At 65.3% G+C, this 15,309-nt stretch carries 16 protein-coding genes; 8 read left to right on the top strand and 8 right to left on the bottom strand.

The features are described from left to right. The first annotated feature begins 10 nt into the window (after nt 1-10). From mutL to K5R33_RS07075, 4 genes are read left to right on the top strand one after another with little or no spacing between them, the layout of a single operon-like run. Nucleotides 11-1,828: a DNA mismatch repair endonuclease MutL gene (gene mutL / locus K5R33_RS07060; RefSeq protein ID WP_220748298.1), complete on the top strand. Its 1,818-nt coding sequence runs from the start codon at nt 11-13 to the stop codon at nt 1,826-1,828. Further along, nucleotides 1,825-2,853: a DNA recombination protein RmuC gene (locus K5R33_RS07065; RefSeq protein WP_220748299.1), complete on the top strand. Its 1,029-nt coding sequence runs from the start codon at nt 1,825-1,827 to the stop codon at nt 2,851-2,853. Before mutL ends, K5R33_RS07065 begins: the two co-directional genes overlap by 4 nt. Nucleotides 2,854-2,901: 48 nt before the next feature. Beyond that, nucleotides 2,902-5,130 carry a ribonuclease R gene (gene rnr, locus K5R33_RS07070; protein ID WP_220748300.1) on the top strand — a complete coding sequence of 743 codons (2,229 nt, stop codon included), beginning with the start codon at nt 2,902-2,904 and terminating at the stop codon, nt 5,128-5,130. A 2-nt stretch (nt 5,131-5,132) separates the two neighbouring features. Further along, nucleotides 5,133-6,368: a lytic murein transglycosylase gene (locus tag K5R33_RS07075; protein ID WP_220748301.1), complete on the top strand. Its 1,236-nt coding sequence runs from the start codon at nt 5,133-5,135 to the stop codon at nt 6,366-6,368. Between the two features lie 688 nt (nt 6,369-7,056). Here the strand turns inward: K5R33_RS07075 and pheS are convergent. The 6 genes from pheS to pyk form a co-directional block, all read right to left on the bottom strand. After that, nucleotides 7,057-8,121 carry a phenylalanine--tRNA ligase subunit alpha gene (pheS, locus tag K5R33_RS07080; protein WP_220748302.1) on the bottom strand — a complete coding sequence of 355 codons (1,065 nt, stop codon included), beginning with the start codon at nt 8,119-8,121 and terminating at the stop codon, nt 7,057-7,059. A 45-nt stretch (nt 8,122-8,166) separates the two neighbouring features. Further along, on the bottom strand, nt 8,167-8,838 hold the full coding sequence (locus K5R33_RS07085; RefSeq protein WP_220748303.1) for an SGNH/GDSL hydrolase family protein: 672 nt from the start codon (nt 8,836-8,838) through the stop codon (nt 8,167-8,169). Between the two features lie 125 nt (nt 8,839-8,963). Beyond that, a complete protein-coding gene (gene rplT, locus K5R33_RS07090) occupies nt 8,964-9,323 on the bottom strand; it encodes a 50S ribosomal protein L20 (RefSeq protein ID WP_220748304.1) in 360 nt (119 codons plus the stop codon). Nucleotides 9,324-9,338: 15 nt separating this feature from the next. After that, entirely contained in the window at nt 9,339-9,539 is a 201-nt protein-coding gene (gene rpmI, locus K5R33_RS07095; protein ID WP_220748305.1) for a 50S ribosomal protein L35, read from the bottom strand. Between the two features lie 376 nt (nt 9,540-9,915). After that, on the bottom strand, nt 9,916-10,227 hold the full coding sequence (locus tag K5R33_RS07100; RefSeq protein ID WP_220748306.1) for a hypothetical protein: 312 nt from the start codon (nt 10,225-10,227) through the stop codon (nt 9,916-9,918). Nucleotide 10,228: 1 nt separating this feature from the next. Next, entirely contained in the window at nt 10,229-11,674 is a 1,446-nt protein-coding gene (gene pyk / locus K5R33_RS07105; RefSeq protein WP_220748307.1) for a pyruvate kinase, read from the bottom strand. Nucleotides 11,675-12,032: 358 nt separating this feature from the next. Between pyk and K5R33_RS07110 the strand changes: the two genes are divergently transcribed. The 3 genes from K5R33_RS07110 to K5R33_RS07120 all read left to right on the top strand — a co-directional run bounded on the left by K5R33_RS07110 (nt 12,033) and on the right by K5R33_RS07120 (nt 13,048). Next, nucleotides 12,033-12,353 carry a DUF1244 domain-containing protein gene (locus tag K5R33_RS07110; RefSeq protein ID WP_220748527.1) on the top strand — a complete coding sequence of 107 codons (321 nt, stop codon included), beginning with the start codon at nt 12,033-12,035 and terminating at the stop codon, nt 12,351-12,353. Between the two features lie 99 nt (nt 12,354-12,452). Further along, nucleotides 12,453-12,785, top strand: coding sequence for a hypothetical protein (locus K5R33_RS07115; RefSeq protein ID WP_220748308.1), 333 nt, complete (start codon nt 12,453-12,455; stop codon nt 12,783-12,785). Beyond that, entirely contained in the window at nt 12,782-13,048 is a 267-nt protein-coding gene (locus tag K5R33_RS07120) for a hypothetical protein (protein ID WP_220748309.1), read from the top strand. Before K5R33_RS07115 ends, K5R33_RS07120 begins: the two co-directional genes overlap by 4 nt. A gap of 15 nt (nt 13,049-13,063) precedes the next feature. On the opposite strand, the gene K5R33_RS07125 is transcribed toward K5R33_RS07120, so the two are convergent. Then, on the bottom strand, nt 13,064-13,918 hold the full coding sequence (locus tag K5R33_RS07125; protein ID WP_220748310.1) for a D-amino-acid transaminase: 855 nt from the start codon (nt 13,916-13,918) through the stop codon (nt 13,064-13,066). A 67-nt stretch (nt 13,919-13,985) separates the two neighbouring features. On the opposite strand from K5R33_RS07125, the gene K5R33_RS07130 reads away from it, so the two are divergent. After that, a complete protein-coding gene (locus tag K5R33_RS07130) occupies nt 13,986-14,792 on the top strand; it encodes a M15 family metallopeptidase (RefSeq protein ID WP_220748311.1) in 807 nt (268 codons plus the stop codon). A gap of 138 nt (nt 14,793-14,930) precedes the next feature. Here K5R33_RS07130 and K5R33_RS07135 read toward each other — a convergent pair whose 3' ends face one another. Continuing rightward, the gene (locus K5R33_RS07135; RefSeq protein ID WP_220748312.1) at nt 14,931-15,305 is read right to left on the bottom strand and encodes a hypothetical protein; all 375 of its coding nucleotides are present in this window, start codon (nt 15,303-15,305) and stop codon (nt 14,931-14,933) included. Nucleotides 15,306-15,309: the final 4 nt, after the last annotated feature.

Genomic DNA, 15,309 nt, shown 5'->3' on the forward strand with positions numbered 1-15,309 from the left:
CCCTTGCGGCATGGGCGCCGCCGACCGCAACATATCCCCTCCGCGCATCCGACAGTTGGACGAGAGCGCCGTCAATCGCATCGCCGCAGGTGAGGTGATCGAACGGCCCGCCAGTGCCGTGAAGGAGCTGGTCGAGAACGCCATCGACGCCCAAGCGACACGGATCGTCGTCGACATCGCCGATGGTGGCCGCACGTTGATCCGCGTGACAGACGATGGCCATGGCATCGCGGCCGATGATCTGCCCCTGGCCCTGTCCCGACACGCGACCTCTAAAACCTCTGGCGAGGATCTGCTCAACATCCACACTTTCGGGTTTCGGGGGGAGGCGCTGCCCTCCCTGGGGGCCGTGGGGCGCCTGACGCTGACCAGCCGCGCGCTTGGCAGCGACGGCGCCATGGAGCTGCGCGTCTCCGGTGGCCGACAAGACCCGCCGCGACCCGCCGCCCTCCGCCAGGGCACCGTTGTCGAGTTGCGCGATCTCTTCCACGCAACCCCGGCCCGGTTGAAGTTCCTGAAATCGGAACGCTCCGAGACGATGGCCGTCACCGACACCCTCCGCCGGTTGGCCATGGCGGAACCGGCTGTGGCGTTCACCCTGCGCGATGTGTCGGACGGCGGGGACCGGGTGCTGTTTCGCGCCGATGGGGCTGCCAACTTGATCGACCGGCTGGCCCGCGTGCTGGGACGGGATTTCACCGACAACGCCATGTCCCTCGATGCGGAGCGGGAAGGCATTCGCCTGACTGGTCTGGCCGCGTTACCGACGTACAGCCGTGGCAACGCGGTGCATCAATATCTGTTCGTCAATGGACGCCCGGTTCGAGACCGGATGTTGACCGGGGCTTTACGCGGGGCCTACGCAGACGTTCTGGCCAAGGACCGCCATGCCGTCGCGGCGCTGTTCCTGACTTGCGATCCAACCAAGGTGGATTGCAACGTCCACCCCGCCAAGACAGAGGTTCGGTTTCGCGATGCGGGCGTGGTGCGGGGGCTGATCGTGTCGGGCCTGCGCCATGCCTTGGCCGAGGCCGGGCATCGGTCCTCAACAACTGTGGGCACCGCCACCTTGGGCGCGCTCACACCGGAGCGTCCGGCGGCACCAGTCTATCAGATGGACCGCCCCAGCCTGGGCGCGCGGACGGCGGCCTATACGGCGCAAATGCCCGGCCTTGCCGAAGCCTCTGCCCGGGTCGAAGACGTGGTCGAGGCGACCCCGCCCGTCCAGGATGCCCCGCAGACGGCGCCAGAGGGGTACCTGGGTGCCGCGCGCGCGCAGCTCCATGAGAACTACATCTTGGCCCAAACCTCCGACGGCCTTGTCCTTGTCGATCAACACGCGGCCCACGAGCGGCTGGTCTATGAACGTCTCAAGGCGCAGATGCGCGACCGGGGCGTCACGGCGCAGGCCCTGTTGATCCCCGAAGTGGTCGAGGTGGGTGCCATGGCCGACCGTCTGCTGTCCCTGGACCTGGCGCGCCTCGGCCTCGCGTTGGAGCCGTTTGGCCCTGGAACACTCGCCGTGCGGGAAACCCCGGCAATCCTGGGGCAGGTCAGCGCAAAGGCCCTGATCGCCGATATCATCGAAGAGTTGGAAGACGACGAAGACGCCGATCCCCTATCGTTACAGTCCAAGATCGACGCCATCCTGTCGCGCATGTCCTGCCATGGGTCCGTCCGATCGGGCCGCCGCATGTCCGCGCCCGAGATGAACGCCCTGCTGCGCGAGATGGAGGCCACGCCCCACTCCGGCCAATGCAACCACGGGCGCCCCACCTATGTGACGCTGAAACTGGCGGATATCGAACGGCTGTTCGGGCGCACATGACCCTCGATCTGTCTGATCCGATGGTCCTGGCCGGTGCCGTTGGGGGCGCCGTCGTGCTGGTCCTGGTCGTGCTCCTCCTCTTGGTCTCGGCGCGCATCCGGGATCTGACCCGGACCCAGGCGCAGTTGACCGGCGGGCTGGCTGCGTTGGCCGACGCCCAGGCCCGCAGCGAAGGGACCATGGGCGCCGCCCTCACCGATAGCGCCACGCGCACGGCGCAGACCCTGGGCGCGCTGCACCACCGCCTGGCCACCATCGACGCCGCACAGGCCAAGATCGAGGCGCTGTCTGGCGATGTCCTGGGCTTGCAAGATATCCTGTCCAACAAGCAAACGCGCGGCGCTTTTGGCGAGATCCAATTGCAGGACATCCTGTCCAAAGCCTTGCCGCCCGATGCCTTCACTTGGCAGGCAACGCTGTCCAACGGACGCCGGGCCGACTGCCTGATCCACATGCCAGATCCGCCCGGACCCCTTGTGATCGACGCGAAATTCCCGCTTGAATCCTATGAGGCGATGCTGGCCGATCCTTGCCAGGCCACGCGCACCGCCTTTCGCGCCTCCATCCGCACCCATATCCGCGCCGTCGCCGACCGCTACATCCTGCCGGGGGAGACGGCCGAGGGCGCCTGTCTGTTCCTGCCCTCCGAGGCGATCTATGCGGAACTGCACGCCAACCATGGCGATGTGGTGCGCGAGGGGTTCGCGGCCCGCATCTGGATCGTCTCGCCCACCACCTGCATGGCCACGCTGAACACCCTGCGCGCGGTCCTGAAGGACCACCGGATGCGCGAACAGGCCGGTGAGATCCGCCAAGCGTTGGCGGCGCTGCACCGCGATGTGGAGTTGATCGTACAGCGCGCGGGCAAGCTGGAGACCCACTTCGATCAGGCCCGCCGGGACGTGGAGGGCATCGCCACAGCCGCGGAACGGGCGGGCAAACGGGCGGACCGGTTGGACGCCTTCGACTTCGCCACGCCCGAGGCGCCAAAACCCCGCCTCGCCCCCGTGATCCGGCGCGGCTGACCCGCGCAGCCCTGTCCGACCGCCCCAGCCCGTGCTAGATCCCCTGCCATGAGTATCCCCACCAAGGGTGCGGTCCTGCAATGGATCGCCGACAACCCGGCCCTCACCTCCAAACGCGACATTGCCAAGGCCTTCGGGATCAAGGGCGCCGCGCGGATCGACCTCAAGCGTCTGCTGAAGGAGTTGGAGGAGGAAGGCCACCTGACCAAGCGCAAGCGGTCTTACGAAGACCCGAACCGCTTGCCGCCCGTGTCGATCCTGAAACCTGCGGGGGTTGATGCCGACGGGGACCTCTTCCTGGCACCTGCCGATTGGAAGGGTGACGGGCCGGAGCCGCGGATCCTGTATATCCCTAAGGACGGTGACCCGGATATCGGCCCCGCTGACCGTCTGCTGGTGCGCTTGACCGAGGTCGAGGGTGAGGACCACACCCACGAGGGGCGCCTGATCCGCCGCATCGGCACGGGTCCGCGTCGGACCATCGGGGTGTTTCGGGTGGGGACCGAAGGCGGGCGCCTGCTGCCCGTGGACAAAGGCGTTGACCGGGAATGGGTGATCGGCGCGGGCGATACCGGCGGCGCCCGCGACGGCGAATTGGTCGAGGCAGAGGTCGGCAGGGGCCGCACCCGCATGGGCTTGCCCCGCGCCAAGATCGTCACGCGCCTGGGCGATCCCGGCGCGGCCAAGGCGGTCAGCCTGATTGCGATCCACCAGCACGGGTTGCGCGATGCCTTCCCCGAGGAGGCTGTCGCCGAGGCGGAGGCGGCGCAGCCCCCGACGTTGGGCAACCGCACCGATCTGCGGGACTTGCCGCTGATCACTATCGATCCCTCCGACGCACGTGACCACGACGACGCCTGTTGCGCCGCGCCCGACGACGATCCGTCGAACCCCGGCGGCCATGTCCTGTGGGTGGCCATTGCCGATGTGGCGGCCTATGTGCGCCCCAGCTCCGCCCTGGACCGCGAGGCGCGGGAGCGGGGGAATTCAACCTATTTCCCTGACCGCGTTGTGCCGATGCTGCCCGATGCGCTGTCTGGTGACCTGTGTTCCCTGCACGAAGGGGTGGAGCGGGCCTGCATCGCCGTGCGCATCGTGATCGACGCCGAGGGGGAAAAGCGCAGCCAGGCGTTTCACCGGGGACTGATGCGGTCACCAGCGGCGCTCCACTACGAGGAGGTCCAGGCCGCCATAGACGGCGCACCAACGGAGCGGACAGCGCCGCACCTGGGGACACTCCGTGCGCTCTATGCCGCTTATGGCGCCCTGAAAGAAGCCCGTACCCGGCGCGCGCCCTTGGACCTGGACTTGCCGGAGCGCAAGATCGCCCTGTCGGACGCGGGCGAGGTCACCTCCGTCGCGTTCAAAGATCGCCTGGACGCCCACCGCCTGATCGAGGAGTTCATGATCCTCGCCAATGTCGCAGCCGCCGAGGAGTTGGAGCGCCGACGGACCCCCCTGCTCTATCGTGTCCACGAAGAACCGCCCGAGGACAAGCTGGACAGCCTGCGGGAGACGGCGAAAGCCAGCGGCTTCTCCCTGCCCAAAGGCCAGGTGATGCGGCCCGCGCTGCTCAATGGGTTGCTCCACGCGGCAGCGGAGACGGACCTGTCGGAACTGATTTCCATGTCTACCCTCCGGGCCATGACGCAAGCCTATTACGCGCCGCAAAATCTGGGCCATTTTGGCCTGGCCTTGCGGGCCTACGGGCATTTCACCTCCCCGATCCGCCGGTATGCCGACCTCATTGTCCACCGTGCGCTCATCACGGCCCACGGCTGGGGCGACGACGGTCTGAGCCCATGGGATCTGGAGCATCTGGAGGCCACGGCCAAGGCAATCTCGGAGGCGGAGCGGCGGTCCATGGTGGCGGAGCGGGACACCAATGACCGCTACCTCGCCGCGTTTCTGGCAGACCGCATCGGGGCCGAGGTCACAGGCCGGATCTCAGGCGTTCAAAGCTTCGGCGCCTTCGTGCGGCTGGACGACACGGGCGCCGATGGCCTGATCCCCGTGCGGTCTTTGGGGGCTGAGTTCTTTCGCCACGACCGCGACGCACAGACCTTGACCGGGACAGACAGCGGGATCGAAATTGGCCTTGGCCAGCGGGTCACAGTGCGTCTGGCAGAGGCCGCGCCGGTCACCGGCGGCCTCGTGGTGGAATTGCTGGGCATCGAGGGCGAGCCCTTGCGCCGTACCGCACGGCGACCAGCCAAGACGGGCAAGGTTGGGTTCAAGAAACGCAACTTGCGTAAGGCACCTCGCAAGCGGAGATAGGCATGGGACGGGTCATCGCAGGTATCTTGGGCGCCTCTCTGGCCCTCTGGCCTATGGCGAGCGGGGCAGACGCTCCACAAAGCTCGGACCGCCCGGTGGCCCGCACGGCCACGCCTCCGGTCAGCGACATGGCCGCTTGGTTGACCGCCTTCCGCCCCCGCGCCCTGGCCGCCGGCATTTCGGACGACACCTATGACCGCGCTCTGGCGAACGTAAGCTATCAACCAGACATCGTCCGCCTGGACCGCAATCAGTCGGAGTTCACCAAGACCATCTGGGAATACCTAGACACCGCCGTCAGCGCCGCGCGCGTGCGCAACGGTCAGGCGGCCCTGGCGCGGTATGGGCAGCAGTTGGACCGGATCGAAGCCCGCTACGGCGTGCCCAAAGAAATCATTGTGGCGATTTGGGGCCTGGAGAGCAGCTATGGCGCAGTACGCGGCAACACGCCCACGATCCAATCCATCGCCACCCTCGCCTTTGATGGACGGCGTGCGGACCTTTGGGAAGGTGAGCTGCTGGCCGTGCTCCAAATCGTGGAGGCGCGCGAGGCGGCCCCAGCCACCCTGCGCGGCAGTTGGGCGGGGGCGATGGGGCACACGCAATTCCTGCCGACCTCCTATCTGGCCCATGCCCAGGATTGGGACGATAACGGACGGCGCGATATCTGGGGCGATGACCCGCTCGATGCGCTTGCTTCAACGGGGGCCTACTTGGCGCACTTCGGTTGGACGACGGGCCAGCCCTGGGGGGTTGAGGTCCGCCTGCCTGATGGCTTCGACTATCGCCTGACGGGCGAGTTGGTGACGAAAACCGCCGAGGCTTGGGCGGCGCTTGGCGTTCGGCCCGTGGGCGGCGGGTCTCTGCCGCCCGGCGACGGGGTCTCGATCCGCGTGCCCGGGGGCCATACCGGGGCGGCCTTTGCGACCTACCCGAATTTCCGCGTCCTCGAGAGCTACAACACCGCCGATGCCTATGTGATCGGGGTTGGGCATCTGGCGGATCGCTTGGCGGGCGGCCCGCCGATCCAAGGCGGGTGGCCCGAGGGCGATCGTGCCCTGACATTCGCCGAGCGGGTGGAGATGCAACGTTTGCTCGCCGCCAAAGGGTTCGATCCAAAGAAGTTCGACGGCCTGGTCGGTCCCCTAACCCTGGAGGCGATCCAGCAATACCAGCAGGCGACGGGCCAGATCCCCGACGGCTATGCGAACCCGGCGCTCCTGCGGGGGCTGCGCTAGGGTTTTTCGCAAGGATCCTGTCCAAGGGGTCGAGCAGATCCGTGGATGGCTAGCGTTCTTGGCGTCGTGCCCCGCAGCGTATTTGCTTGCGGTGTGAGCGACGTCCCCGGGGAAAACGTCGTTAGACAAACCGAGTGCAAGTAGCTGGCCCACCACTCTGTGTCGGCCTAATCCCATGGCCCCGGGTCCACTGGACATGTCGGCTGGATCCTTCGGTTACAACCGCGCTCTCGCCAAGGCGGGTCGTAAGGGGGTTTGCAGGCAATTGAACGCGTCGCACCTCAGACGGCGCAAGCTACGACAGTACGGCGTCGCCGCCACCTCGGGGTGGTCTTGAATACGGCCATTGTCCACGGACAGAGGCTCCGTTGTCTGGTCTAGCAGAGCATCACAAGACGCCGCCGTAGCGCGCACCTGTTCTCTAGGGCCTGCGCTCGATTGAACCTCAATTTCTCAGCACAAGACCTTCCAAAGCCACCATCTGCCGGGCACCACGGCTTCGCGCGGGCCACACCGCGCCCCTGGCTCCGTCCTGCCTGTCGGTGACCCGGTAACAGAAGCGCAAGAAAGCACTGTAGGAGGCCAGAACCAACCTCCTTCCGGCGCCCGAACTCAAACGAAATCCATGCCGGGTCATCCAAAGCTGCGCGCAGCATGCGGCACGCAGCCACCCTGCCGTGTTGGCGGTTTACCCCGCGTGCCGCGTGGGTGCCTGCAACGCGCTGAACCCGTAGTGGCGCAACCACCGTAAGTCGCTGTCAAAGAACGCCCGCAGATCGGGAATGCCATACTTCAACATGGCGATCCGGTCGATCCCCATGCCGAAGGCAAAGCCCTGCCATTCAGACGCATCGATCCCACCGGCGGCCAGAACTTTGGGATGGATCATGCCCGATCCCAAAATCTCAAGCCAATCGTCACCCTCGCCGAGCTTGAGGGTGCCACCCTCCCACGAACACCGGATATCGACCTCGGCTGAGGGCTCGGTGAACGGGAAGTGGGACGCACGGAACCGCAGCTCAATCTCATCGACCTCAAAGAACGCGCGGCAGAATTCCTCCAGGCACCATTTGAGGTTCGCCATGGAGATGTCGCGGTCAATGGCGATCCCCTCCACCTGATTGAACATCGGCGTGTGGGTCTGGTCGTAGTCGGCGCGATACACCCGGCCCGGGCAAATTGCGCGCAGGGGCGCACCCTGGGCCTCCATGGCTTTGATCTGCACCGGGCTTGTATGGGTCCGCAGCACGTGGGGCGGGCGATTGTCGCCCTCGGCCCGGGCCATGTAGAACGTGTCCATCTCTGCCCGCGCCGGGTGGTGACCCGGGATGTTTAGGGCGTCGAAGTTGTACCAGTCGGTTTCGATCTGCGGTCCCTCGGCGACCGAGAAGCCCATGTCGGCAAAGATCGCGGTGACTTCCTCGGTGACCTGGCTGATGGGGTGGATCGAGCCCGGGCGCCGCGCGCGTGTGGGCAGCGTGACGTCCAGCCATTCCTCACGCAAGCGCGCGTCGAGCGCGGCGTCTTCCAGAGCGACCTTCCGCGCCGCAAGGGCTGAATTAATCTCGGTCTTAAGAGCGTTCAGCGCGGGTCCCGCGACCTGCCGCTCCTCCGGGGTCATCTTGCCCAACTCGCGCATCTTAAGGGCAACCTCGCCCTTTTTGCCAACGGCGGCGAGGCGCACCTGTTCCAGGGCGGCCTCATCGGCGGCGTCCCCAATCTGGCGGAGGTATTTGTCGCGAAGATCATCCATGGCGGCGGGTTAACGTGACCGGCGCGCCCACGCAACCACCCCTGGCTACTGCGCGGCCTCCACGGCCTGGATACGAGCCGCAACCGCTCGACCGATCAGCGCGGACCCACGGGGCGACGGGTGGACCAAATCGCCCGCGTACAGACCAATGTCACTGGGGTCGATCACATCACCTGCATCCAGAAACTCGACCCCCGGGTCCGCCGCCGCGAGACGTGTGAAGCGTTCATTCATAATGGTGAACTCCGGTTGGCACGGCGTGAAGCCCGTCGGCGAGGCATCGGCCCCGTCATAATAGCCAATGAAGAGAACGCGCGCGCCGGTTTGGCGGATGCGGGCAATCAAGCTGGGGATGTCCCCTCGCAGATCCGGTCCGATCAGACCATCGCGGGTGGCCGCCGCGCGCGGTGTCGCGCAATCGTCGCGGATGTCGTTTCCTCCGCCGGTCAGGATCACCCAATCCCAGCCGGACCCGCCGAATTGACGGGTGATGTCGAAACCCAGGGCCCCCGCCGTCGCGCTCGGATTGGTGACTTGCGCCAAGGATTGCGACGCATCTGTCACCGGGCGGCCAAGGACCTCCCCCGCGACTTCGGGGATCCCCTGCCCGCCGTTCCAAGCCATGATGCTGTCACCGATGGCGAGGATGGCATTCTCACCATCCGCAGACGGGGCGCAGGCGGCTAGGGCGAGGACGGCACAAAGGGCTAAGCGCATGGAGGTCTCCGGGTTTCCCCTTTAACGTAGGCCGGAGCCACCGCGTTCCATGGGAAGATGTGGACACATACGAAAAAGGGGCCCCGAAAGGCCCCTTCCCCAAATCCGTAACAATGCTGTGCCGATTACGCGGCCGCCTTGGCCTGCTCGACGATGGCAGCGAAGGCTTCGGGCTCATGCACGGCGAGATCGGCCAGAACCTTGCGGTCCACTTCGATGCCAGCCTTGGACAGGGCGTTGATGAAGCGCGAATACGTCATCTCGGCGTCGTGGGCACGGACAGCGGCGTTGATCCGCTGGATCCACAAGGCGCGGAAGTTCCGCTTGCGGTTCTTACGGTCGCGGGTGGCGTATTGGTTGGCCTTGTCGACGGCCTGGCGGGCGACCTTAAAGGTCGTGGACCGGCGACCGTAGTAGCCTTTGGCGGCCTTCAGGACCTTCTTGTGGCGGGCGTGGGTGACCTTACCGGAGGTTACGCGGCTCATGTCTGATCCTCCTGATTAGCGGTCGTAGGGCATGAAGCCCTTGACGATCTTGGCGTCAGGGGCGGACAGGGTCGTGGTGCCACGGGCATCACGGATGAACTTCTTGTGGCGCTTGATCATGCCGTGGCGCTTCCCGGCCTGACCGGCGAGGACTTTGCCACTCGCGGTCACTTTGAAGCGCTTCTTGGCGCTCGACTTCGTCTTCATCTTGGGCATTTCATGTCTCCTTCTACGCGCGGGCCTCGGCATCCCAATCGCCGGACCTGCGGTCATATCGAGCGCGCCGTTTAGACCCAGGGCTGCCCATTGGCAAGGGGGCGGGACACCACGGGTTGCCGGGCGCCACGAGTGTGCGGGGGCCGAGGCCGAACAAGCGCCAGGCCAGTCGGCCGGTGGGCCATGGTATCAGCCGAGCCGCCGGAAATGCTATCTCCTGGCGTGTAATGACCCGAAGGGCGACGGGTTGGGAACCACCGGCGAAACCACGGAGAGCCAAGCCAACGAGAGCCGCCTGATGCAAAGCGTTACGCTGCGCCCAACCTGTCGAGTCTTCCGATAATGGTTTCTCAGGGAAGCCCGCGCGCGCACTGCCTTAGCGAATCACGCGCGCGACCATCTCCACGAAAGCCTCAGGGATGGAAATCCAGCCAAACTCCTCTCGGTTCGGCTCCCACACCCAGACAAAGAGCGCCGCTGCCAAAAGCAACGCGAACACCGAGGCCCAACTCACCCGCCGCTCGACCCAGCCAGACACGAACCCCATCATGCCCACTGCCAAGACGACCGTGCCGATCACGATCAGGACGTCGGGGTCGCCGGGGGCAGGCAAGCCAAGGGGCGGCACCGGTGGGACCGCCGCCCACCATGCCTGCACCGCAGCCCACCAACCGGCGACCGTCTCCATGTCAGTCGACCTCTGATCCGAAGATCAAACGCTCATCACAGGGGGCCACGCGCAAGATGTTGGTGGACCCGGCGACATTGAACGGAATGCCCGCCGTCACCACGACCTGATCGGACGCCTCGGCGAACCCGGCGGCTTTGGCCGCACGCACGGCGGAGACGACCGCGAACTTAAACCGTTCGACCGATTGCGTTTCCACCATATGCACTCCCCAAGACAGCACCATGCGCCGCGCCGTCCCCGTGATCGGCGTCAGCGCGATAATTGGCACGCGGGGGCGTTCCCGCGCAACCTTCAAGGCAGTCGACCCCGAATGGGAGAACACGCAAATGGCCTGAACATCGGTCGTTTCCGCGATTTCGCGGGCGGCAGCGACGATACCGTCGGCCGTCGTGGACAGGTGCGAGGCGCGCGAGGCCTCAATGATTTCGCGATAGGTTTTGTCGCTCTCGACGGCCTCGGCCACGTTGTTCATTGTCTGAACGGCTTGCAACGGAAACGATCCCGCTGCCGATTCCGCCGATAACATGATGGCATCGGTGCCCTCGTAGATGGCGGTGGCCACGTCCGAGACCTCCGCGCGGGTGGGCATCGGACTGTCGATCATGCTTTCCAGCATCTGGGTTGCGACGATCACGGGCTTTGCGGCGGCCCGGCATTTGCGGGTCAGACGCTTTTGGATCGGGGGAACCGATTGCACAGGGCATTCGACGCCCAAATCGCCCCGCGCCACCATGATCCCGTCCGAGACCGCGAGGATGTCGTCAAAGGCATCCACAGCCGCGGGCTTTTCGATCTTGGACAGGATGGCCGCGCGGCCCCTCGCCAAGTCCCGGGCCTCTTCCACATCGGCGGCCCGTTGTACGAACGACAGCGCCAGCCAATCGACACCCAAATCGCAGACAAACTCCAAGTCTGTGCGGTCCTTTTCCGACAGGGCCGCCAACGGCAGCACCACATCCGGCACGTTGACCCCTTTGCGGTTGGAGATCGTGCCCCCGGTCACAACCGTGCAATCGGCGAAATCGGGACCGCAGGCGTCGACCCGAAGGCGCAGCTTGCCGTCGTTCACCAAGAGCGTCTTGCCAGGCTCCAACGCGGCAAAAATCTCTTTATGGGGCAGTTGAACTCGGGTGCCGTCGCCCGGTGCCGCGTCCAGGTCGAAACGGAATGGCGCGCCCTCTTCGATGGTTGCCTCATCACCCTTGAACACGCCGCAGCGCAGCTTGGGCCCCTGAAGGTCCGCCAAGATGCAGATCGGGCGTCCCGTGTCCCGTTCGATGTCGCGAATGATGTTGTGACGGGCGCGAATGTCGTCGTGATCCCCGTGGGACATGTTGAGCCGAAAGACATCCGCCCCCGCCTCGAAAAGGGACCGGATCATGTCGTAGTCATTCGATGCCGGGCCTAAGGTGGCGACGATCTTGACGTTGCGGTGGCGTCTCATGGAGGGCTCGTCCTTTTGGCAGGATGCGAAATGTTAGCGCTCGCAGTACTGCCCTTTGGGGGCCAGTGGGGCAACAGCCCATGGGCAAGAAAAGCGTCATAATGTCCTTATCCTGGCGCATATACGATTCGATGTGCCGTCGCACAGTGCGAATCTCAGGCGATTGGTACTTCTGCGGTCATGTGCAGAGGTCGCGGCGGACCAAACCGGCCTCTCACCGGTGGGTCGGCCTGGTACGGGCGTTGTACCAGGCCCTAGCCTGCTCTTGATCAACGCGCACAAGACGCGCATCTGTGATCACAGGCCAAGCGGCCACCCCATTTCAACGCCGCGACGAAGGAGGCCCAGGATGGCTGACATGGATGACCAAACCCGCATCGAGATCGAGGCCGCCGCGTTTCGCCGTCTGCGGCAGCACCTGATCGAAGACCGCCCCGATGCCCAGAACATCGACCTGATGAACCTGGCAGGCTTCTGCCGGAACTGTCTGTCCCGCTGGTACGGCGAAGCCGCCGCTGAGCATGGGATCGCCATGACCAAGGACGAAACGCGTGAGACGTTCTACGGGATGCCCATGTCCGAATGGAAAGCCCGGTATCAGACCGAAGCAACACCAGAGCAAGCCGCCGCATTCTCCCGCGCCTTCGCTGAAAACGTTGGCGAAGGGTCCGATAGCTAAGGCGCGCAGCGGTTGGCCGCCAGTGTCGGAGCCGTGAGAAAACGTGTGTCGCCGCCCTGGCGCCGGACCCGTAGCATGGGCGAATAAGGAGGATTGGCTATGAACTCTGTTATCGTCCACACCTTTGCCCTTGGACTGACCCTTGGGTTGGTCACCACCCCCGTGACCGCCGGGCCCGAAAGGGGACCCGCCGTTTTGACCCTTGCCCAGGTCGGCGCGCCCGGCCTGAGCCCGATGCAGGCAAACGTCGCGCGGCAACTCCCGGCGCTCGGCTTCCGAAATGTGGATGTGCGGCAGTTGTCCACGGTGCAACTGGCCCAAATCAACCACCTGCTGCACTCCGACCGCTCCGTCGGCGATGTCCGACGGCTCGTGGCAGGCACGTTACGACGGGGCCCCCTGCAGCGGGCTGTGACCCGGGTGTTGCAATGAGACGGGCGCTGGCACTTGCGATCGTCGCCACCTTGGTCGCGGGACCTTCGGTCGCGGCCCCGAACGCGCAACTGGTCGCATCGGTCCAGAACAGATTGGATCGGCTGGGGTTTAGCGCCGTGGAGGCGGATCGCCTGTCGACTCGGCAAATTGCGGCCCTGCACCTCCAACTGCAAGGACGCGCCCTGGACTTTGGCCCGCAGCGGCTGACCACCCGCCAGCGGGTCAAGACCATCCTACGATGGGATCCCCCGACCCGCTGATGGGACCTGACCCAATCAGACCGCCGCTTTGAGGCTCTCGTCCAGGTAGATCTCGCGCAAACGGGCGGCCACTTTTCCAGGCGCGCCGGTCCCGATCTGCGCGCCGTCGATCTCAACCACCGGCATCACGAAAGTCGAGGCGGAGGTGACAAAGGCTTCGTCCGCGTCCATCGCCTCCTCCATGGTGAAGGAGCGTTCTTCGACCTTCATTTGCGACTCCGCCGCCATACGCAGAACGGCGGCGCGGGTGATACCGTGGAGGATCTCTTCACCCAAGTGGCGCGTGATGATCGTGTTGCCTTTGACGATATAGGCGTTGTTGGAGGTCCCCTCCGTCACAGCGCCGTCTTCCACCATCCAAGCGTCATCGGCTCCGGCGGCCTTGGCCATCATCTTGCCCATGGAGGGGTACAGAAGCTGCACCGTTTTAATATCCCGCCGCCCCCAACGGCGATCCGGGATGGAAATCACCTTGATCCCGCGCTTCGCGGCCGGTGCGTCGGCCAGACCCGGCTTGGCCTGTGTGAACAGCACGATGGTAGGCGCGGTATCCTCGTCGGGATACAGGAAATCCCGGTCAGCGGCCCCGCGCGTCACCTGCAGATAGACCAAACCCTCGGTCAGCTCGTTGCGGGCGACCAGTTCCTTATGGATCGCCAGCAACTCTTCGGACGTGACCGGTGAGGCCATCTCAAGTTCCGACAGGGACCTTTGAAGCCGCGCCGCATGGCCCGCGAAATCTATGAGCTTTCCGTCCAGAACCGAGGTTACCTCATAGACGCCATCGGCAAACAGGAACCCTCGGTCGAACACGGAGATCTTGGCCTGATCTTCGGGCAGATATTCTCCGTTCACGTAGACTGTGCGCATGGGGGCCTCCTGTCGGTCGTTCGCCCCCTCTTGCGGGGTGGGCGCGGGTCGGTCAAGGCTGCGCGGGATGACCTGCGACCCCCTGCCCCTGACCGAAGGCCCCCTTGCGGCCTTGCGCGCCCGTCCTTTGGCCGCCGAGGTGGCGCGCGATGGGCCCCGGCGGCTCGGCTACCGCGACCACCCCATTGACCTGGATGACTCCCGAGGCGCCGACCCGATGGCGGACGTCCGAAGCCACGGGATCGCCGGCGAGAACGCCTATTTCTCACCTCGGACGGCGCCTTACCATGGACGTGCGGAGGGGGCGGTGCCTGACCTGCTGTTGCGGCAGCCGCTGATCGCGGCGCTCAGCACTGTGAATGGGCGATTGGCCCCCTACGACCTGGAACTTTGGGTGTTTGATGCCTGGCGGCCCATCGCGGTCCAGAACCACTTTCACGACCATTGGATGCCTCGTCACCTGAGGGATCTGCACCCGACCTGGACGGCGGAGCGCATCGCCACGGAGGTCGAAAAGTACTGGGCGCGGGGCAGTGCCGGGCCACCCGACCCGTTGTCGCCGCCCCCCCATGCCACAGGCGCGGCGGTCGATCTGACGATCCGCTACCGCCACGGGGCGGAGTTGTTCATGGGCACGATTTTCGACGACGTGTCAGAGGCCTCCAACACGGATTACTTCGAGGAGGAGCCATCCGGCCTGGCCTTTTCCGCCCGCGAAGCCCGCGCCAATCGCCGTCTGCTCTACTGGCTGATGGTGGAGGCAGGGTTCGTCAACAACCCCACGGAATGGTGGCACTTTTCCAAAGGCGACCAGATGTGGGCCCGGTTGAGCGGGGAGAAAGCGGCCTATTACTCTGTCGCGCCGGGCGTTTAGCAGGGGTTCGGGGGCCCTCGGACAGGCCAACCCCTCCAACCCGCCAGCACGGTTCAACGTAGGTAGCATGGTCAGACCAGCGTGACCCCGAGGCGATGGCAGCCCACCAACCGAGAGCCCTCCCAGACATGCTCTAGCTCACGTCGCCGATCCCGCAGGCAGGTAGCCGACCGGCTCGGTCGTGTCGGACGGATAGTCCAAAGGCGGCGTGTCACGGGCGGCAGTTGCCCGTTTGAAGTCATAATGCATCACATCGCCAGACGGCTCCGCTGCGACGATCAGAACGGTCCGCAAAATGCGCGACCCCTCATGGATCTCAACCAAACCCCGCAGCTTGGGCGCCACGTCCAGGCCAACATCGAACCCGGTCTCGTCGTAGGATCGGATCGGATACCAGGTGTCGCCCACATGGACCCGCAACTTACCGCCCGACGTCCGGCGGGCCCGTTTCTGAGCGACCAAGAGCCCCTCACGCACATCCTTGGGAAGAAAGTGTCGGTCTGTATCAGCCATGGAA

Origin of the sequence: Jannaschia pagri (assembly GCF_019655435.1) — a bacterium.
Classification (GTDB): domain Bacteria; phylum Pseudomonadota; class Alphaproteobacteria; order Rhodobacterales; family Rhodobacteraceae; genus Jannaschia; species Jannaschia pagri.